The sequence below is a fragment of the Reyranella sp. genome, from assembly GCF_004296935.1.
GTDB lineage: Bacteria > Pseudomonadota > Alphaproteobacteria > Reyranellales > Reyranellaceae > Reyranella.
The window spans coordinates 1-18,175 of record NZ_SCVH01000164.1 but is presented as its reverse complement, the minus strand read 5'-3'; the positions used below and the strand labels follow the sequence as shown (position 1 = coordinate 18,175).

Genomic DNA, 18,175 nt, shown 5'->3' with positions numbered 1-18,175 from the left:
AGTTCGCCGACGATGGCCCCCGGTCCGAGAATGGCCAAGGTACGCTCTTCTCCGCTTTGCGAGGCGACGCTTACCTTGAGGACGCCCCTCTGAAGCCAGTAGCAGCCGTCGCCGGGGGCGCCTCTTTGAAAAAGAACCTGACTTTGGGGTAACGCCACCCTGCTCGCGTTCTTCAGCAAATGCGACGAGTACTCCCCCGGGAGCCCCGCGAGAATGTTGCGGTTGAACGGGAAGCCGGATGGGGGTGGGCTTTGGCGTTTCATTCGATGAAGGGCCGCGGTTGAAAGATTCAGTCTTGCACTTGAAGTGACTGCAAAAAGATTCAACAGTCAGAGTGAAGAAATATTTCCAATGGATGTGACGCATATCACAGACTCATCGTTGCATACGACATAAACACACAATCGAGCCGCGAGGGTGTCGCGGTGTGGGGTGATTTTAACAACCGCAACGAGTGCTGCGCCTGACCGCTGGAAAGGCCGGGCCAGCATCTGTCGCCACGGCTCATGTCGGGGCGACCGGTTCATATTGGGAAGGAATAAGTTATGGCTAGCGTTATCACCAAAGGCACGGTCGTCTCGTTCGGGAACACCCCGCAAGCGGTCGGCGACAGCTTTACCAATACCGGCCTCACCGAAGGCGGCGGCACCGTCATTCTCGACGTCATGGGCAACGACCTGGGAGGCGCTGCGAAGTCGCTGTACTCTCTCGACGACGGCACCAGCCTGGGCGGTATCCGCCCGACCGATCTGCTCACGAAGGACGGCGTCGGTGTCATTCAGTACAGCGCCATGGGCGCCGAGATCTCGATCACGGCCGACGGCAAGGTCGCCTACAATCTGACGTCGGCAGTCAGCGATTCGCTTCAGCACCTCGCCGAAGGCGACAGCGTGACCGACACGTTCACCTACGCGATCAAACTCGGCAACGGCACGCTCGCCTGGGCGACCGCGACGGTCACGATCGCCGGCGCCAACGACGGTCCGGTCGCCGTCGCCGACGTCAACTCGACCAGCGAGGACAGCGTGGTCACCGGGTCGGTGGCGACCAACGACAGCGACGTCGATGACGGTGCGGTGCTGACCTACAGCCTTGCCGGCGACGTGGCGGGCCTGACGCTGAACGCGGACGGCAGCTACTCCTTCGATGCCGGCGATGTCGCCTACCAGCACCTGGCAAGCGGCGCGACCGTGGACGTGACGGCGAACTACACCGTCACAGACGAGTTTGGCGCAAGCGCGAACTCGACCCTGACGATCACGGTGACGGGCACCAACGACGCGCCGGTTGCGGCGGCTGACGTCAACTCGGGCAGCGAGGACAGCGTGATTACCGGGTCGGTGGCGACCAACGACGGCGACGTCGATGACGGTGCGGTGCTGACCTACAGCCTCGACGGAGATGTGGCGGGCCTGACGCTGAACGCGGACGGCAGCTACTCCTTCGATGCCGGCAATGCCGCCTATCAGTCCCTGAACGACGGCGATCAGTTGCCGGTCGTCGCCAGCTACACGGTCACGGATGAGTTCGGTGCAACCTCGAACTCGACGCTCACGATCACGGTGGACGGCGTGACCGACATCGTGGCCCCGCCGCCGGCGACGGAATATGACTTCACCTTCGATGTGCACACAGAGACGACGCCGGGTACGACGGTATCGTTCGATTTTGACCAGCCGGGCCTCGATCAGTCGAACATTGTTCACCTGTACGACGAGTTCCTGAAGTCGCTTGGCACTGACGGGGCGGACGCCAATACCACCGTAGATGTCGTTAACAACAACGGCTCGCAGACCACGGCGCCGACGGTGGAGGGGTTCGATGGAACATTCTCTTCGCCGAAGATCTCCGAACCTGTCCAATTCCCCAACGGAGCGGTCAAAGTCCGGTACTTCAGCGAATCTGCAACCACGGCGGACACCTCGGAGGAGATCGTCACGAGTCCGGACGGCGTAGTTGTCATCTCGGGCTTCGCCGAGGGCTCCGACACGCTGGACTTCTCGGGCCTGACCGCGCAGCAGTTTGACGACCACATGTTGGTGAACACCGCGCAGGACTGGACCGGCGACAGCATCGCCGATACGCAGCTGACGCTCGACACCGACCCGTCGTTCGAGATCGTCCTGTCTGGCGTGCAGATCGATAAGGCCACCCTGGCCGGTGAGATCACTTTCTCATAGTCCCATCGGCTCCGCCGAACAAAGGAACAGTCGCAGGCTCTCGACCCTGGCCGCGCCTCTGAGACAGCTAAACGGGGCGGCCGAAAGGCCGCCTCGTCCGCTTGAGGGTTGTCGACCTGCAGCCCTCGCCCCGGGGAGGTTCCCCAACGTCTTTGAGTGCTCGTTGTCCGTTTACGACCACCTGGCTTTCATTTTCTGGATCTGAATGGCCTCCAAGAGACCCGTGGAACTGCCCCGGATGCTGCGGACCTGCAGCGGCTATTTCATGACCGCGTTGATGTTCAGCTTGGCCATCAACCTGCTGTACCTGGCCGGGCCGCTTTACATGATGCAGGTCTATGACCGGGTGATTTCGAGCGCCAGCGAGACCACGCTGGTGATGCTGACGCTGGCGCTGCTGATGGCCTACGTGGTGCTGGCCAGCCTCGATTCGGTGCGCGCCCGCGTGCTGACCCGCGCCGGCGTCCGCCTCGACCAGCGCATCGCCGCGCGCATCATGAAGGCGATCATCCACCGCCCGGCGGCGTCCGGCGGCGCGCGCAGCCAGCTCCTGCGCGATTTCGACACCTTCCGCCAGTTCATCACCGGCACGGGCATCCATGCGATCTTCGATCTGCCGTGGGCGCCGATCTATATCGCGGTGATCTTCATGCTGCATCCGGTGCTCGGCGCCTTTGCGCTGGGCGGTGCTCTCCTGCTGATTGGCATGGCGCTGCTCAACGAATGGGCCGTCAAGACGCCGCTCGGCGAAGCCGGCACCGCCGCAGCGCGCAACTACAACTTCACCGAGATGAGCCTGCGCAACACCGAGGTGGTGCGCGCCATGGGGATGACCGACGGCCTGCTCAAGCGCTGGGGCCGCGACCGCAACCTCATGCTCGACCGCCAGGCCGCGGCGAGCGATCGCGCGGCCACGATGCAGAGCGTCATCCGCTTCCTCCGGCTGTCGATGCAGTCGATGATCCTGGGGCTCGGCGCCTATCTGGTCATCGAGCGCCTCACGACCGCCGGCGCCATGTTCGCCGCCAGCATTCTGCTCGGGCGCGCCCTGCAGCCGGTCGAGCAGATCGTCGGCTCTTGGCGCAACCTCGTTGCCGCCCGCAGCTCGTTCCGGCGCGTCAACGAGCTTTTGGACGCCAATCCCGTGCGCGATGCCGGGCTGTCGTTGCCGCGGCCTACCGGACGTCTCTCGGTCGAGGGCCTGACGTTCGTGATGCCGGGCAACTCCAAGCCGATCCTGCGCGGCGTTTCCTTCGCTATCGAGCCGGGCGAAGTCCTGGGCGTCGTCGGCCCTTCGGGCGCTGGTAAATCAACGCTGGCACGGCAGCTGGTCGGTGTGCTGGCACCGACGGCGGGTGCGGTACGTCTCGACGGATCGGACGTGAGCGTGTGGGCACACACGACGCTCGGCCGGCATGTCGGTTACTTGCCGCAGGATATCGAATTGTTCGCCGACACGGTCGCCGCCAACATCAGCCGCTTCCAGTCGGGTGACGACGAGGAGGCCATCCGGGCGGCCAACATGGCCGGTGTGCACGACATGATCCTGCGCCTGCCCAACGGCTACGACACGCAGGTTGGCGAAGGCGGTGCCACGCTTTCGGGCGGCTATCGCCAGCGCGTCGGACTGGCGCGCGCCGTGTACGCCGATCCCAGCCTGGTCGTGCTCGACGAGCCCAGCTCGAACCTCGACGCCGACGGCGACATGGCGCTGACCAACTGCATCCTGCAACTCAAGCGGCGTGGGACCACGGTCGTGCTTGTCTCGCATCGGCCGAGCACCATCGGTGTCGTCGACAAGATCCTCGTCCTCAAGGATGGCGTCGCGGAAATGTTCGGCACGCGCGTCGAGGTCATGGCGCGCCTGACACGTCCTGCGGCGGTGCCTGCCGTTCGGGCCGCCAGCGCGGCCGGCTAGGAAAGTCATGCGCGCTCTTGCTCCTTCTCATCGTGCGGAGGCCCGGCCCGATGCCGACGACGACGTCGTTCCGACCGATTCGATCCGCCTGGTCTCTGTCGTCGGCTGGCTGATCATCGCGCTCTTCTTCGGCGGCTTCGGGACCTGGGCGGCCACAGCGCCGCTCAATGGCGCGGTCGTCGCAAACGGGGTGTTGAAGGTCGACGGAAACCGCAAGAGCGTCCAGCATCTCGACGGCGGCATCGTCAAGGAGCTGCGCATCAAGGAAGGCGACAGGGTCGCCGTCGGCGACACCCTGATCGTCCTCGACGACACCCAGTCCCGGGCGGAATTCGACGTGCTGACCCAGCAATACTTCGTGCTGCGCGCCACTGAAACGCGCCTGCTGGCCGAGCTGGCGCGCGATGTCAGGCTCGTCATGCCCGAGGAACTGGCGGCGCGCCGGGACGACCCCTATGTCAAAGGCATCTGGAGCGGTCAGGTCAGCCAGTTCGACAGTCGCCGCGCGGCCATCGAGGGCCAGCGCAGCGTCATCCGCGAAAAGGCGAACCAGCTCAAGTCGCAGATCGTCGGTGCCGAGGCACAGGTCAAGTCGTTCACCGACCAGATCAGCTCGATACGCGCCGAAATCGAAAGCATCGGGCCGCTGGTCGAGAAGGGGCTGCTTCCCCGTCCGCGTCTGCTGCAGCTCGAGCGCAGCGCCTTCGGCCTCGACGGGCAGATCGCCGATGCCAGGGCCAGCATTGCCAAGTTCAAGCAGGCCATCGCCGAGCAGGAGCTGCAGATCGCCCAGCTCGACAACGACCAGATGGCGGACGTCACCAAGGACCTGCGCGACACCCAGGCAAAGCTGCTCGAGGTGATCCCGAAGGCGATGAACGCCAAGGCCGTTCTCGGGCGCATGGAAATCCGCTCGCCCTATGCCGGGCGGGTGGTCGCGCTCAACGTCTTTTCGGTCGGCGGCGTGATCCAGCGCGGCGAGAAGATCCTCGACATCGTGCCCGACCAGGACAGCCTCATGGTCGAGGCGCAGGTGGCGGTCGAGGACATCAGCGACGTCCACCCCGACATGCGGGCAGAGGTCCACCTGACGGCCTACAAGCAGCGCATCACGCCGATCGTGCATGGCGACGTCGTCCAGGTCTCGGCCGACCGTCTCACCGATCCCAAGACCGGCAATCCCTATTACGTGGCGCTGATCCGCCTCGATGCCGCGGAACTGGCCGCGCTTCCCAACATCCGGCTTTATCCGGGCATGCCGGCAACGGTGATGATCCCGACCACCGAGCGGACGGCCTTCGACTACCTTGTCGGGCCGCTCACGACATCGTTCAGTCACGCGTTTCGGCAGAAGTGAATTCGCCGGACGGCGGTGGCTGGATAGCGCAGTGTTCGTTCGACCGACGTCGTGGCGCTACGCAGCGCCGGGGCGGGTGTGCTTGTGGTGGTCGCGCAGGTCGGGCCGCTGGTCATAGAAATGGACCTGCACCCGCACCGGTCCGATCAGTTCCACCCAGTGTGTTTGCTCGGGCAGGATCAGGCCCGGATTGTCGGGTGTCAGGATCGTTTCGCCGTCTCCATTGATCAGGCTGAAGCTGAGTTCGCCCTCGATCACCTGGATCACGCCCCAGACACCGGCCTTCGTACGATGCTCGCCGCGCAGGGCGGCAGGGAGGGTCGTCTCGTTAAAGACCGACGTCGAGTGAGAGGGAACAGGCATCAGGTACCATACATCTATTCCCGTGTTCGAATGATGTCATGATTGATCCATTCGAGACCGAACTGGCATGGCAAAGGAGATGCATGAGTGTGCGCTGGCTTCTTCTGGTGATGTTCTGGGCGGTGCCCGGTTGGGTCGTTCCTGTCTGGGCGCAGCAGAACATGCACGTGCCGCTGGAGCAGAGTGGCCGCACGCTCCAGCTCGCCGCCCAGCTCTTCAAACCCGCGACGACGACCGGCAGCGTCCCCGCCGTTGCGATCTTCCACGGCTGCGGCGGGCCGGGCCAGAATACCGCGCGCATGGCCGGGCTCCTGGCGTCGTGGGGTTATGCGGCGTTGGTCGTCGACAGTTTTTCCGCGCGCGGCCTCAAGGACGTGTGCGGCCGCAACTGGCCGACGCAGGCCGACGCCGAGGCGCGCGCCGGCGACATCGATGCTGCCCTGGCCTGGCTCGGCGCCCAGAGCTTCGTCGATCCCAGGCGGCTCGCCGTCATGGGCTATTCCTACGGCGGCGGCGTCGCGATGCTGCGTGCCCTCTCGGGCAAGCCCGATGACACGACACCGTCGCCGGCCCGCGCGGTGATCCTGGTCTATCCCGATTGTGCGCTGGCCGATGCGTTGGGGCCGAAGCTTACCGTGCGTCAGCCGACCCTGTTCGCCATGGGCGCGCTCGACGATTGGACGCCACCGGCGCAGTGCCGCGCCGTGATCGATCGTGTCGTCAATGGCCGCGATTTCGTCGAGACACGCATCTATGAAGGCGCGCATCACAGCTTCGATGCTTTGGGCCTGCCGGTGCGCTATCTCGAGGGTGTCGGCAACCGCAGCAAGCCCGGCGGCTGCTGCGGCGCGCACTACGGCGCCCATGAGCCGGCATGGAAGCAGTTCGTGGCTGACGTGAAAGCGTTCCTGGCGAAGAACCTGGCGCCCTAGCCTGACGTCCTAGTCGCGAGGGTTGCGGAAAACGACACAAGCGCCGCCGCCGGCCCGCAGCTTCGCACACAGCGCATCCGCGTCGGCGCGGCTCTTTTCCGAGACCCGGACGGAGTAGGTCGGGAGGTCCGAGCGGCGGGCCGTCAGGATCAACGGCAGCCGGTCGCCCAGAACGGCCTCGTGCTTGCGCCGCAGCCGTTCGTAGGTGGCCAGCACGCGTCCTTCGGACCAGTTGCCGGCAAGCTGGACACCCCATGGTCCCCACGCCGGGTCGCTCATGAGGTCGCGACGGCGGCGCGGCGCCTCGATCATCAGCTTGGCGAACTCGACGCAGCGATCGCCCGCCGGCGAGGCCATGGACTGCATCTGCGGCGTCGGCTGGGCGATCCAGGCCTCGGCACTGAAGCCCGTGACGATGCGGACATAGGCCTGCGTCTCGGCCGGAAGCTTGCCCTTGCCCGCGAGCCAGGCCGCGACTTGGCCGGGACCGGCATTGTAGGCGGCCGCGGCCAGGCCCAGGTTGCCGCGGAACGTCGTGCGCAGTTCGCGCAGATAGCCCGCCGACTCACGCAGCGCCTGCAGCGGCTCGAAGGCATCGATCAGCCCCCGCATCGCGGCGGTTCCAGGCATGAACTGCGCGATGCCTTGCGCGCCGGCGGGGCTCACGGCCGACGGATTAAAGCGGCTCTCCTGCCAGATGAGGCGCGTGAAGAATTCTTCGGGAAGGTTGTTGCCGGCGGCCGACTGCGCGAGCGTTTGGCAAATCTCGGCGACGGAGGGGCGCGGATTGGCATCCTTGTTCCTGGCGGCGTAGTCGGATTGGCCTTGGGATTGGGCGTGCGCCAGCGTCAGCGGCGCCGGAGCCAGCGATGAGAGGGCAGCCGCGAGGAGCAGACAGGCTGCGGCGAGTATCACGCGCTTCATCAGGTGGAATGTTATCATCGCCTGCCAGATTTACGCACTGCATCGGACTCTTGCCATGATTCGCAAGGCGACCCTCGCCGACCGTTACCGTATTTCTGACGTGCGCCACGCCGTGCGGGAAAATCGCCTGAGCCCGGCCTCCGTGGCCAAGGTCGACCAGACCGCCGACTGGATCTTCGCGAACGCGGCCTTCTGGGTCTGGGAGGAGGATGGCGCCATCCAGGGCTTTTCCGTCGCCGACCCGCGCGACGGCACGATCTTCGGCCTGTTCATCCATCCCGACTACGAAGGCCGCGGCATCGCCCGCGCGCTGCTGCCACGCGCCTGCGAAGACTTGCGCGCCGCGGGATTTTCGGTGGCGACGCTCACGACGGGCCCCGGCACGCGGGCCGAACGTTTCTATCGCGAGAACGGGTGGGAGGATGTCGGTCGCCAGGACAACGGCGAGATCATTTTCCGGAAGCCCCTCTGAGCGGGCGTTGTTCCCGGTTCGGGTGCTAGCGGTGCTGGCATTTGCGAAAGCTCCAAGGAAAAGTTGCAGGTTCAGCAGATTTCGTGCTAGTTTTTTGACAGGCTGACGCTAGTCGCGTCGCCGTTCAGCCCGCCCGGTTCCCCGGCGCGGGCTTTTTGTTGTCCGTTCCGATCCACATCAGCCGCCCTCGCCGGGCGGCTTTATCATTTCTGGAGACTTCAATGACCGATCGACATCCTGCCGAGATCATGTATCCCAACCAGCAGGGCGACTCAGCGCCGGGAGCATGGCGCATTGAACTCAGGTACCTGCCGATTGCCCACCGGGGGCATGCTTTCCTGGCGCTCGTCGATGACAAGGGAGACGTCGTCCGCGAACTGCATGGCTTGGCCTACTCGAAGCATTCCCCTGCGAACCAGCCACGCGAGCCCATGACGCTAGGCGTGGACGGTTCTGATCTTGTCGCGACGCACTTTGAAGGCCTTAAGTACGGTGGAAGGAAAATCTCGGCAGTCGGGTCCGGTTCCAGGGAGGAGATGGAGAAGCTCTGGGGCCGTGGGGTACAGACAGCCGACGCCATCAACAGCCAGAAGTTCGACTACAAGGCGCACGATCCGGCCTATGAATTTGGCGGCCGGGGTGGCGAGATTCAGAACAGCAACTCCGTCGCCTTCACGCTCGGCAAGGCGATGGGGCTCGACCTATCCGCTGCTCTGCGGGACAAGGGGATGACGCGGACCTTCTCGGGCTGGGATCGCGACCTGCTCGACCCGAAATACAAGCGCTACGTGGCGCCGCCGGTCTTTCCCGTGAAGGACGCGCCGTAGCGTCCTCTCCGAGATACAACCTTAGATTGGTTGTATCCATATGTTGTTCTCGGCATGTTCATTTCCTCTCCCTTCGGATGCGGCATGCTGAGAGATTTCATCCATCGCATTTCGGCAGCGGTCGTGGCCCTGCTTCTCGCCGGCGGACAGATGGCTTTTGCGCTCTGTCCGCGGGGGATTAGCTCGAGAATGCAGACGATGCCGGCACACTTCAACCGCCGTCTTGCGACGACAATTGGCGCGTTGTTCATCTTGTTCGAACTCGCTGCCTGCGGTGGCGCGCTGTGTCCGCAGGGTGATGCATTCGAAAATTCGGTCAGGTCCCCAATTTACTCGGACGACGCGACGGGCAAGGCATTATATAGAATGCCGTTCGATACTTGGGTCAACAATCCGAACCTGGAGGACTTTCTCCACAAAGCGGTCGCGGTTGGGGGCGCTGAAAGCCTGGTTTCAAAATATGGCTTTCAATGTTCGCCGCGACAGGTAGCAGCCCCTTGCGCCGACTGCTACTTCTGCAAGCGGACAGTTCCACAGTTCGCGAACGATCTCTGGGTTCTGAGATCGGTGTGCGTTAGCCAAGGCGACATGTTGCTCCATGTCAACGTCGGGCCGGGGGCCGCCGTCAACGCAATGACCTATTGGCAAGTGGACGCCGTGACGCGCAAGAACGGGGTGCCTTGGTGATCTGGCGAGCGAGGCGCTGGACAGGGCCGCGATTCGGAGGCGGGTCGGAAGGGCGCCGGTGCTGTGTCAGACAATCCGCCAAGCCATTGAAGTCCCGCGGCGAATCGGCCGTCGCGGCACACGCCTAGGCACACCTGCCGCCCTCTTGCGGCACACTTCGTGTGCCGTTGCTGCGTCTTCTAGCGCACCTTCGCCCTTGGATGGGCGTTGCGGTAGACGGCAGTGAGGCGGGCCGAGTCGACGTCGGTGTAGCGTTGGGTGGTCGAGAGCGAGGCGTGGCCCAAAAGTTCCTGGATGGTGCGGAGGTCGCCGCCGGCGCCCAGCAGGTGGGTGGCGAAGGAATGGCGGAGCGCATGCGGCGTCACGCTGTCGGCCAGGCCGAGGTGGCGGCGGATGTCGCGCACCCGCTTCTGGACGATGGCGGGATCGAGCGCGCCGCCGCGGGCGCCCATGAAGAAGGCGTCGTCGGGGCGGGCGGCCTTCAGCCACGGGCAGGCGTTGCGGTAGGCCACGATGGCGTCCAGCGCCTGCGGCAGCAGCGGCACCAGGCGGGTCTTGTTGCCCTTGCCGGTGACGGAGAGCGTGTCCTGGCCGGCTTTCAGCAGGCCCTCGACGGTGGCCTTGGTGAGGCCGAGCGCCTCGCCGATGCGGAGGCCCGCGCCATAGAGCAGCAGCAGCACGGCACTGTCGCGCAGGTCGATCCAGGGCTCGCGCTCCTTCTCGGCCGGATCGGTATCGAGGAGCTCGCCCATGTCGCGTTCGCTGAGTGCCTTGGGCAGCGAGCGCGGCAGCTTGGGTGTCTGGATCGTGCCGATGCTGGCGTTGTGGGCGAGGCCGCGCTTGTCGAGGAAGCCGAAGAAGGAGCGGACCGAGGAGAAGGCCCTGGCCGTCGAGCTGCGCGCCATGCCCTGGCGCGAGCGTTCGGCCAGCCAGGCGCGGAACTCGGCCGGCTTCAGCTTGGCCAGTGCCTCCAAAGTGGGGGCGGTGCCGAGATAGGTCGTCATGAAACCGAGGAAGCCCGCGACGTCGTGCTCGTAGGCGATCAGCGTGTGGGCGGCGAGCCGGCGTTCGCTTTTCAGCCAGTCGCGCCAGTCCGCCTGCGCCTCGCCAAGAGTCATTCGGGCAAGTCGAGCCAGGCGCGGATGGTGTTCTCCAGCACCTTGGCCAGGAAGAACAGGAGCTCGGTCGACATGTCGGGGCCGAAGGCCTCGGGCTCGCGCGAGCCGAAGCACATGACGCCGTCGGGCGAGCCGGTCGAGACCTTGAGCCGCATCAACACGTCGGATTTCACGAAGCGCGAGACCTCGCCGAAGAAGGCGTCCTCGCCAATGATAGAGCTGCGCAGCCTCGCGTGCTTGTCGAGGCCGATGGCGGCATCGATGGCACCAGGCGCCAGCACATAGACGCCGCGCACCGGCACGCGTTTGGGCGCGTCGGCATTGGCCTCGATGGCCAAGGTGATGAAATCGACGTCGAGCAGCTCGGGCAGCTCGTGGGTCACGACATGGATCATCTTCTCGAAGGTCGTGGCCTGGATGATGCTGATCACCGCCGCCTGGATGCGGTTCTGGACGATCTGGTTCTGCTTGGAGTTGGCGATGATCTCGGTGCGCTCGTTCTTGAGCCGGTCGATCTCGGAGCGCAGGCGCTTCAGGATCGCCTGCTGCATGTCGATGACACCCGGCCCCTGTACCCGCGGCACCAGCGCCAGTTCCTCGGCAAGTTCGGCATGGTCGGCGAAGAAGGTCGGATGGGCCTTCAGGTAGGCCACGACATCCTCGGCGGTAATCAGCTTCACCTGCCGTCCTGACCCGTCGGGTGCCGTTACCGTGCCGTCGTTACCCATCTACCCGCCTCCGGGTCAGAGGATCGACTGGCCGGTCTTGGCCCAGTCGTCGAGGAAGGCTTTCAGGCCATTGTCGGTCAGCACGTGCTTGAAGAGCTGGCGCAGCACGTTGGGCGGCAAGGTGGCGACATGGGCGCCGAGCTTGGCGGCCGCGATCACGTGCTGGGTGTGGCGCACCGAGGCCACCAGCACCTCGGTCTTGAAGTGCGGATACTGGCGATAGATCGTCATGATCTCGCCGATCAGGTGCATGCCGTCCTGGCCGATGTCGTCGAGGCGGCCGACGAAGGGCGAGATGAAGGTGGCGCCGGCCTTGGCGGCCAGCAGCGCCTGGGCCGCCGAAAAGCAGAGGGTGACGTTCACCATCGTGCCTTCGGAGGTGAGCGCCTTGCAGGTCTTGAGGCCGTCCGGGGTGAGCGGGACCTTCACCGCGACGTTCTTGGCGAGCTTGGCGAGCTTGCGGCCCTCCGCGAGCATCGTCTTGTGGTCGGTCGCGACCGTTTCGGCGCTGACCGGGCCCGGGACGATGGCGCAGATCTCCTTGATGACGTCCAGCATCGGCCGGCCGGCCTTGTGGATCAGCGAGGGGTTGGTGGTCACCCCGTCGAGCAGTCCGGAGGCCGCGAGGTCCTTGATCTCGGCGACATCGGCGGTATCGACGAAGAACTTCATATAAACTACCCCAATGGCCAGTGGTACGGACGTACGCGCCACCACAATTTCTAGCGTTTCCCCCTCCGAGCCACAAGGCAAGGAGGCTGCCGAAGCACGACCTCAGTCGGTGGAAAACATCGCCCCCCGGACCATGAAGGTCCTGCTGCCGCTGCCGTTGTCCGACGCCTACGACTATCGGGTGCCGGAAGGCATGGACGTGGCGCCCGGGCACTTCGTCGTGGTGCCGCTGGGCAAGCGTGAAACTGTCGGTGTGGTGTGGGGCGAGGGCTCGGGCGAGGTGGCGCTGGAAAAGCTGCGCGACATCGCCGAAATCCTGCCCGCCCTGCCGATGGCCGACGCGCTGCGCCGCTTCGTCGACTGGGTCTCGGCCTACACGCTGGCCCCGCCCGGCGCGGTGCTGCGCATGGCGATGAGCGTGCCTTCGGCGCTGGAAGCGCCCAAGACCGAGACCATCTACCGGCCCGCGCGCTCGTCCGGTGACGAAGCGTTGAAGCTGACGGCAGCCCGGCGCCGCGTGCTCGAGGCGCTCCGGGATGGACCGGCGATGCCGGCGGCCGAACTCGCCCATCTCGCGGGCGTCGGCACGTCGGTGATCAAGACCATGGCTTCCGTCGGCCTGCTCGACCCGGTCGAGCGCACGATGCGGCGGTCGTTTCCGCAGCCTGACGGCGAGCGGCCGGGCCCGACGCTCTCGCCCGAACAGCACACGGCCGCGCAGGCGCTGGTCGGAAAGGTGCAGGCCGACGCCTTCTCCGCGACCCTGCTCGACGGCGTGCCGGGCGCGGGCAAGACCGAGGTCTATTTCGAGGCGATTGCCGCCGCGCTGGCCGCCGGCCGCCAGGCGCTGGTGCTGCTGCCCGAGATCGCGCTTACGGCGCAGTGGCTGAAACGCTTCGAGGACCGCTTCGGCGCGCCGCCAGCGCCGTGGCATTCCGGCCTGACCGGGCTGGAGCGCCGCGAGACCTGGCGGGCCATCGCCGAGGGCAGGGTGGGGGTGGTGGTCGGCGCGCGCTCGGCGCTGTTCCTGCCCTTTACGAAGCTGGGCCTGATCGTGGTCGACGAGGAGCACGACGGCTCTTTTAAGCAGGACGAGGGCGTCACCTATAATGCCCGCGACATGGCGGTGGTGCGGGCGCGCCTGGTGGCGGCGCCGATCGTGCTCGCCTCGGCCACGCCCTCGCTCGAGAGCGTGGTCAATGTCACGACGGGCCGCTACGGCGCGCTGCATCTGCCGGGGCGCCACGGCGGCCAGCAGCTGGCGCGGCTGACGGCGGTCGATCTCAGGCGGGAGCAACCCTCCCGCGGACGCTGGCTGTCGCCGCCGGTGGTCGAGGCGATGAAGCAGACCCTGGCGGCGGGCGAACAGACTCTGCTGTTCCTCAATCGCCGCGGCTATGCGCCGCTTACCCTCTGCCGCGCCTGCGGCCATGGGCTCGAGTGTCCGCAATGCTCGGCCTGGCTGGTCGAGCACCGCTTCCGCCGCACCCTGGTCTGCCATCACTGCGGCCACACCGAGCCGCCGGCGCATGCCTGCAAATATTGCGGCGCGGTCGACCAGTTCGTCGCTTGTGGTCCCGGCGTGGAGCGGCTGGCCGAGGAGGCGCTGGAACTCTTTCCCGAGGCGCGGCTGGAACTCTTCACCTCGGACTCGCTGATGAACCGCGACGAGGCCTCGGCCGCGGTCGACCGCATGATCGCGGGCGAGATCGACATCCTGATTGGCACGCAGATGGCGGCCAAGGGCCACCACTTTCCCAATCTGACGCTGGTGGCCGTGATCGACGCCGACCTCGGCCTGAACGGCGGCGATCTACGCGCCGCGGAGCGGACGTTCCAGCTTCTCTACCAGGTGGCCGGCCGCGCCGGCCGCGAGGACCGGCCGGGTCGCGCCCTGGTGCAGACCCACATGCCCGAGCATCCGGTGATGCAGGCGCTGGTTTCGGGCGACCGCGATCGCTTCGTGGCGGCCGAGCTTGCCGACCGCGCCGCCGCCGGCATGCCGCCCTACGGGCGTCTCGCCTCGCTGATCGTGTCCGGGCCCGACCCCGCCGCGGTCGATGGCGTCTGTGCCGCGCTGGCGCGCCGGGCGCCGCAGCAGCCTGGCGTCACGGTGCTGGGTCCCTCGACAGCGCCGCTGGCGCTGCTGCGCGGCCGCCACCGCCGACGGTTCCTGCTGAAGGCGTCGCGCGAAACCGCTCTGCAGCCCCTGCTGCACGGCTGGCTGGAGCGGATCGGACTGCCCGGATCAGTGCGTCTGCAGGTCGATGTCGATCCCTATTCCTTCCTGTGACAGTGCGCGCTGAAAAACCGCGGTAATACAGGCCTTTGGCAATCTTGCGCGTGGGAAAACCGCATGGTAGCAACGCGCGCTTTTCCGGGGCGGGGCGAGAAGTTGCGCGACACGTTCTCCTGGGAAAAGTCCCGCCGGAACAATGGCTTGCCGGTCGGACGCAACGGTACTTGGAGAGGCTTTTAACGTGTCAACCGCTACCTCTGCCACGACCGGCGTCGCCGGACGCTATGCCAGCGCCCTTTTCGACCTGGCCGACAACGCCAAGTCGCTCGACCAGGTCGCTCAGGACCTCACCACATTCCGCAAATTGGTCGGCGATAGCGCCGATCTTGCCCGTCTCATCGCAAGTCCGGTGATCGGCCGCCCGCTGCAGGCCAAGGCGCTGCTGGCCGTGCTCGACGCCGCCGAGATCAAGGGCCTCACCCGCAATTTCATCGGCACCGTCGCCAGCAATGGCCGTGCCCGCGAGCTGGTGGCGATGGCCACGGCCTTCCTCGCCGAACTGGCGAGCCGCCGTGGCGAGACCACCGTGGCCGTCACCTCGGCCGTGCCGCTCTCGCCGGCCCAGCTTCAGCAGCTCACCGACACGCTTCGCGGCGTGCTGGGAAGCGCCAAAGTTTCCGTCGACGCGCGCGTCGAACCCGACATTCTCGGCGGTCTCGTCGTGAAGGTCGGTTCGCGCCTGTTCGATTCGTCCATCCGAAGCAAACTGCAGCGCCTGCAGCTTGCCATGAAGGGAGTTGCCTAAATGGATATCCGTGCCGCCGAAATCTCGGCCATCCTCAAGCAGCAGATCGCCAATTTCGGCACCGAGGCCGAAGTGGCCGAGGTCGGCCAGGTCCTCTCCGTCGGTGACGGCATCGCCCGCGTCTACGGTCTCGACAGTGTCAAGGCCGGCGAGATGGTCGAGTTCCCCGGCGGCATCAAGGGCATGGCGCTCAACCTCGAGAGCGACAACGTCGGCGTCGTGATCTTCGGCGAAGACCGCACCATCCGCGAAGGCGACATCGTCAAGCGCACCGGCACCATCGTCGACGTGCCGGTGGGCAAGGGCCTGCTCGGCCGCGTGGTCGACGGTCTCGGCAATCCGATCGACGGCAAGGGACCGCTCGCCACCACCGAGCGCCGCCTGGTCGAGGTCAAGGCGCCCGGCATCATTCCGCGCAAGTCGGTGAACGAGCCGATGCAGACCGGCCTCAAGGCCATCGACTCGCTGGTCCCGGTCGGCCGCGGCCAGCGCGAGCTGATCATCGGCGATCGCCAGACCGGCAAGACCGCCGTCGCCATCGACACCTTCCTGAACCAGAAGACGATCAACAAGGGCACCGACGAGAGCCGTAAGCTCTACTGCGTCTATGTCGCCATCGGCCAGAAGCGCTCGACGGTCGCGCAGATCGTGAAGACGCTCGAGGACAACGGCGCGCTGGAATATTCCATCGTCGTCGCCGCCACCGCGTCCGATCCGGCGCCGATGCAGTTCCTGGCGCCCTACACCGGCTGCGCCATGGGCGAGTATTTCCGCGACAACGGCATGCATGCCGTGATCGTGTATGACGATCTTTCCAAGCAGGCGGTGTCGTACCGCCAGATGTCGCTGCTGCTGCGCCGCCCGCCGGGTCGCGAAGCCTATCCCGGCGACGTGTTCTATCTCCATTCGCGGCTGCTCGAGCGCGCCGCCAAGCTGAACGAGAAGAACGGCTCGGGCTCGCTGACGGCGCTGCCGATCATCGAGACGCAGGCCGGCGACGTGTCGGCCTACATCCCGACCAACGTGATCTCGATCACCGATGGCCAGATCTTCCTCGAGACCGAGCTGTTCTATCAGGGCATCCGTCCCGCGATTAACGTCGGCCTGTCGGTCAGCCGCGTCGGTTCGGCGGCCCAGATCAAGGCGATGAAGCAGGTCGCCGGCACCATCAAGCTCGAGCTGGCGCAGTATCGCGAAATGGCGGCCTTCGCCCAGTTCGCCTCCGACCTCGACGCCTCGACCCAGCGCCTGCTGGCGCGCGGCCAGCGCCTCACCGAGCTCCTGAAGCAGGGCCAGTACGTGCCGATGGTGATCGAAGAGCAGGTCGTGTCGCTCTACTGCGGCACCCGCGGCTTCCTCGACACGCTGCCGGTGGCGCGGGTCGGCGACTTCGAACGCCAGGTGCTCGACACCTTGCGCACCGAGGGCTCGATCCTGGCCTCGATCCGCGACAAGCGCGAGATCACCAAGGAGACCGACGACAAGCTGAAGGCGTTCCTCGCCGACTTCGTCAAGAAGTTCGCCTAGGCCTTCGCAGGTTTTCGATGCCCAGTCTCAAAACCTACCGCCTCAGGATTCGAAGCGTCCAGTCGACGCAGAAGATCACCAAGGCCATGAAGATGGTCGCCGCGGCTAAGCTGCGGCGTGCCCAGGAGCAGGCCATGGCGGCCCGTCCCTATGCCGAGGCCATGGACAAGATCCTGGCGTCGCTGGGTGCGAGCTTCAAGGGTGGCACCGGTCCGCGCCTGCTGGCCGGCACCGGCTCCGACAAGGTTCATCTGGTGATCGTCGCCACCGGCGATCGCGGCCTGTGCGGCGGCTTCAACAGCACGATCGTGCGCGAAGCTCGACGTTACATTCGCGTGCTGCTGGCTGAGGGCAAGACCGTCAAGATCATGTGTGTCGGCCGCAAGGGGCGCGAGCAGCTGCGCCGCGACTTTGGCAGCCACATCGTCGAGACGATCAGCGATCTTGGCCGTCCGCGGCTGTCGTTCGCCGACGCCCACAAGGTGACGGGGCGAGTCATGGAAATGTTCGCGGCCGGCGAATTCGACGTCGCCTCCGTGATCTTCAACCGCTTCAAGTCGGCGATGACCCAGATCGTCACTCGCCAGCAGCTCATTCCGCCGCCGGCCCCCGAGACCACTGCTCCCGCCACGATGGGTGGCGCTGTGTATGAATTCGAGCCGGACGAGGCCGAAATTCTCGCCGACCTGCTGCCACGCAACCTCACCGTCCAAATCTTCCGCGTCCTGCTGGAGAACGCGGCGAGCTTCTACGGCTCGCAGATGACGGCGATGGACAATGCCGCGCGCAACGCCGGCGACGTGATCAAGAAACTGACGCTGCAGATGAATCGCTCGCGTCAGGCCTCCATCACCAAGGAACTGATCGAGATCATCTCGGGCGCCGAGGCCGTCTAGGCCGCGCGCTGAAAGCAATCGAAGGAAAGGGATCCGTCATGGCTACCAACAACATCGGCACGATCACCCAGATCACGGGCGCGGTCGTCGACGTGCGCTTCGATGCCGACCTGCCGAACATTTTGAATGCCCTGCACGTCAAGGCCGATGGCCGCCTGATCGTGCTCGAGGTCGCCCAGCACCTGGGTGAGTCCGAGGTTCGCACCATCGCCATGGACACCACCGACGGCCTGGTGCGCGGCGAGAAGGCGGTCGACACCGGCAGCCCGATCCAGATGCCGGTCGGCCCCGAGACGCTCGGCCGCATCCTGAACGTCATCGGCGAGCCGGTCGACGAGCGTGGCCCGGTCGGCAACAAGCAGACCCTGCCGATCCATCGCAGCGCGCCGGAGTTCGTCGAGCAGTCGACCGAAGCGCAGATCCTGGTCACCGGCATCAAGGTCATCGACCTGCTCGCGCCCTACGCCAAGGGCGGCAAGATCGGCCTGTTCGGCGGCGCCGGCGTCGGCAAGACCGTGACGATCATGGAG

Annotated in this window: 17 protein-coding genes and 1 pseudogene; 12 read left to right on the top strand and 6 right to left on the bottom strand. The window is 65.8% G+C overall.

The features are described 5' to 3' along the window. Positions 1–263 (bottom strand): cyclic nucleotide-binding domain-containing protein (locus EPO55_RS26175; protein ID WP_363719861.1); only part of this gene is annotated, 263 nt, incomplete at its 3' end. Between the two features lie 282 nt (positions 264–545). Between EPO55_RS26175 and EPO55_RS24235 the strand changes: the two genes are divergently transcribed. The 3 genes from EPO55_RS24235 to EPO55_RS24225 all read left to right on the top strand — a co-directional run bounded on the left by EPO55_RS24235 (position 546) and on the right by EPO55_RS24225 (position 5,455). Then, on the top strand, positions 546–2,180 hold the full coding sequence (locus EPO55_RS24235) for a VCBS domain-containing protein (protein ID WP_296340029.1): 1,635 nt from the start codon (positions 546–548) through the stop codon (positions 2,178–2,180). Between the two features lie 205 nt (positions 2,181–2,385). Continuing rightward, a complete protein-coding gene (locus tag EPO55_RS24230) occupies positions 2,386–4,098 on the top strand; it encodes a type I secretion system permease/ATPase (RefSeq protein WP_296340027.1) in 1,713 nt (570 codons plus the stop codon). 7 nt (positions 4,099–4,105) lie between these two features. Continuing rightward, a complete protein-coding gene (locus EPO55_RS24225) occupies positions 4,106–5,455 on the top strand; it encodes an HlyD family type I secretion periplasmic adaptor subunit (protein WP_296340026.1) in 1,350 nt (449 codons plus the stop codon). Positions 5,456–5,512: 57 nt separating this feature from the next. Here EPO55_RS24225 and EPO55_RS24220 read toward each other — a convergent pair whose 3' ends face one another. Beyond that, positions 5,513–5,818, bottom strand: coding sequence for a DUF1971 domain-containing protein (locus EPO55_RS24220; protein WP_296340025.1), 306 nt, complete (start codon positions 5,816–5,818; stop codon positions 5,513–5,515). A gap of 89 nt (positions 5,819–5,907) precedes the next feature. On the opposite strand from EPO55_RS24220, the gene EPO55_RS24215 reads away from it, so the two are divergent. Further along, positions 5,908–6,750 (top strand): dienelactone hydrolase family protein, encoded by an 843-nt coding sequence (locus EPO55_RS24215; protein WP_296340024.1) that lies wholly within the window; start codon positions 5,908–5,910, stop codon positions 6,748–6,750. 9 nt (positions 6,751–6,759) lie between these two features. On the opposite strand, the gene EPO55_RS24210 is transcribed toward EPO55_RS24215, so the two are convergent. Beyond that, the gene (locus EPO55_RS24210) at positions 6,760–7,674 is read right to left on the bottom strand and encodes a lytic transglycosylase domain-containing protein (protein ID WP_296340023.1); all 915 of its coding nucleotides are present in this window, start codon (positions 7,672–7,674) and stop codon (positions 6,760–6,762) included. Positions 7,675–7,729: 55 nt separating this feature from the next. Between EPO55_RS24210 and EPO55_RS24205 the strand changes: the two genes are divergently transcribed. The 3 genes from EPO55_RS24205 (at position 7,730) to EPO55_RS24195 (ending at position 9,660) form a co-directional block, all read left to right on the top strand. Continuing rightward, positions 7,730–8,146 carry a GNAT family N-acetyltransferase gene (locus EPO55_RS24205; RefSeq protein ID WP_296340022.1) on the top strand — a complete coding sequence of 139 codons (417 nt, stop codon included), beginning with the start codon at positions 7,730–7,732 and terminating at the stop codon, positions 8,144–8,146. A gap of 221 nt (positions 8,147–8,367) precedes the next feature. Then, the gene (locus tag EPO55_RS24200) at positions 8,368–8,973 is read left to right on the top strand and encodes a hypothetical protein (RefSeq protein WP_296340020.1); all 606 of its coding nucleotides are present in this window, start codon (positions 8,368–8,370) and stop codon (positions 8,971–8,973) included. An 84-nt stretch (positions 8,974–9,057) separates the two neighbouring features. Then, on the top strand, positions 9,058–9,660 hold the full coding sequence (locus EPO55_RS24195) for a hypothetical protein (protein WP_296340018.1): 603 nt from the start codon (positions 9,058–9,060) through the stop codon (positions 9,658–9,660). A 179-nt stretch (positions 9,661–9,839) separates the two neighbouring features. On the opposite strand, the gene EPO55_RS24190 is transcribed toward EPO55_RS24195, so the two are convergent. The 3 genes from EPO55_RS24190 to fsa are packed head-to-tail and all read right to left on the bottom strand — an operon-like array spanning position 9,840 to position 12,178. Then, positions 9,840–10,778, bottom strand: coding sequence for a tyrosine recombinase XerC (locus EPO55_RS24190; protein WP_296340016.1), 939 nt, complete (start codon positions 10,776–10,778; stop codon positions 9,840–9,842). Continuing rightward, positions 10,775–11,506 carry a DUF484 family protein gene (locus tag EPO55_RS24185; RefSeq protein ID WP_296340015.1) on the bottom strand — a complete coding sequence of 244 codons (732 nt, stop codon included), beginning with the start codon at positions 11,504–11,506 and terminating at the stop codon, positions 10,775–10,777. Before EPO55_RS24185 ends, EPO55_RS24190 begins: the two co-directional genes overlap by 4 nt. 15 nt (positions 11,507–11,521) lie before the next feature. After that, the gene (gene fsa, locus EPO55_RS24180; RefSeq protein WP_296340014.1) at positions 11,522–12,178 is read right to left on the bottom strand and encodes a fructose-6-phosphate aldolase; all 657 of its coding nucleotides are present in this window, start codon (positions 12,176–12,178) and stop codon (positions 11,522–11,524) included. A 109-nt stretch (positions 12,179–12,287) separates the two neighbouring features. On the opposite strand from fsa, the gene EPO55_RS24175 reads away from it, so the two are divergent. The 5 genes and pseudogenes from EPO55_RS24175 to EPO55_RS24155 form a co-directional block, all read left to right on the top strand. After that, positions 12,288–14,471, top strand: a complete 2,184-nt coding sequence (locus EPO55_RS24175; protein WP_296340013.1) for a primosomal protein N' — start codon at positions 12,288–12,290, stop codon at positions 14,469–14,471. Positions 14,472–14,658: 187 nt separating this feature from the next. Next, positions 14,659–15,222, top strand: a complete 564-nt coding sequence (locus tag EPO55_RS24170; RefSeq protein WP_296340012.1) for a F0F1 ATP synthase subunit delta — start codon at positions 14,659–14,661, stop codon at positions 15,220–15,222. After that, the gene (gene atpA, locus EPO55_RS24165) at positions 15,223–16,749 is read left to right on the top strand and encodes a F0F1 ATP synthase subunit alpha (protein WP_296340011.1); all 1,527 of its coding nucleotides are present in this window, start codon (positions 15,223–15,225) and stop codon (positions 16,747–16,749) included. It abuts the gene before it with no gap. Between the two features lie 17 nt (positions 16,750–16,766). Beyond that, complete coding sequence (locus tag EPO55_RS24160) at positions 16,767–17,645, top strand: F0F1 ATP synthase subunit gamma (RefSeq protein WP_296340010.1); 879 nt, start codon at positions 16,767–16,769, stop codon at positions 17,643–17,645. 38 nt (positions 17,646–17,683) lie between these two features. After that, a pseudogene (locus EPO55_RS24155) lies at positions 17,684–18,175 on the top strand (F0F1 ATP synthase subunit beta); the annotation flags it as partial.

Excerpts from the sequence above, each read along its gene's own strand:
- EPO55_RS24200 (WP_296340020.1), top strand. The coding sequence starts at position 8,368 with ATGACCGATCGACATCCTGCCGAGATCATGTATCCCAACCAGCAGGGC.
- EPO55_RS24235 (WP_296340029.1), top strand. The coding sequence starts at position 546 with ATGGCTAGCGTTATCACCAAAGGCACGGTCGTCTCGTTCGGGAACACC.
- EPO55_RS24225 (WP_296340026.1), top strand. The coding sequence starts at position 4,106 with ATGCGCGCTCTTGCTCCTTCTCATCGTGCGGAGGCCCGGCCCGATGCC.
- EPO55_RS24160 (WP_296340010.1), top strand. The coding sequence starts at position 16,767 with ATGCCCAGTCTCAAAACCTACCGCCTCAGGATTCGAAGCGTCCAGTCG.
- EPO55_RS24195 (WP_296340018.1), top strand. The coding sequence starts at position 9,058 with ATGCTGAGAGATTTCATCCATCGCATTTCGGCAGCGGTCGTGGCCCTG.
- EPO55_RS24205 (WP_296340022.1), top strand. The coding sequence starts at position 7,730 with ATGATTCGCAAGGCGACCCTCGCCGACCGTTACCGTATTTCTGACGTG.
- EPO55_RS24185 (WP_296340015.1), bottom strand. The coding sequence starts at position 11,506 with ATGGGTAACGACGGCACGGTAACGGCACCCGACGGGTCAGGACGGCAG.
- EPO55_RS24230 (WP_296340027.1), top strand. The coding sequence starts at position 2,386 with ATGGCCTCCAAGAGACCCGTGGAACTGCCCCGGATGCTGCGGACCTGC.
- fsa (WP_296340014.1), bottom strand. The coding sequence starts at position 12,178 with ATGAAGTTCTTCGTCGATACCGCCGATGTCGCCGAGATCAAGGACCTC.
- EPO55_RS24220 (WP_296340025.1), bottom strand. The coding sequence starts at position 5,818 with ATGCCTGTTCCCTCTCACTCGACGTCGGTCTTTAACGAGACGACCCTC.
- atpA (WP_296340011.1), top strand. The coding sequence starts at position 15,223 with ATGGATATCCGTGCCGCCGAAATCTCGGCCATCCTCAAGCAGCAGATC.
- EPO55_RS24190 (WP_296340016.1), bottom strand. The coding sequence starts at position 10,778 with ATGACTCTTGGCGAGGCGCAGGCGGACTGGCGCGACTGGCTGAAAAGC.
- EPO55_RS24210 (WP_296340023.1), bottom strand. The coding sequence starts at position 7,674 with ATGAAGCGCGTGATACTCGCCGCAGCCTGTCTGCTCCTCGCGGCTGCC.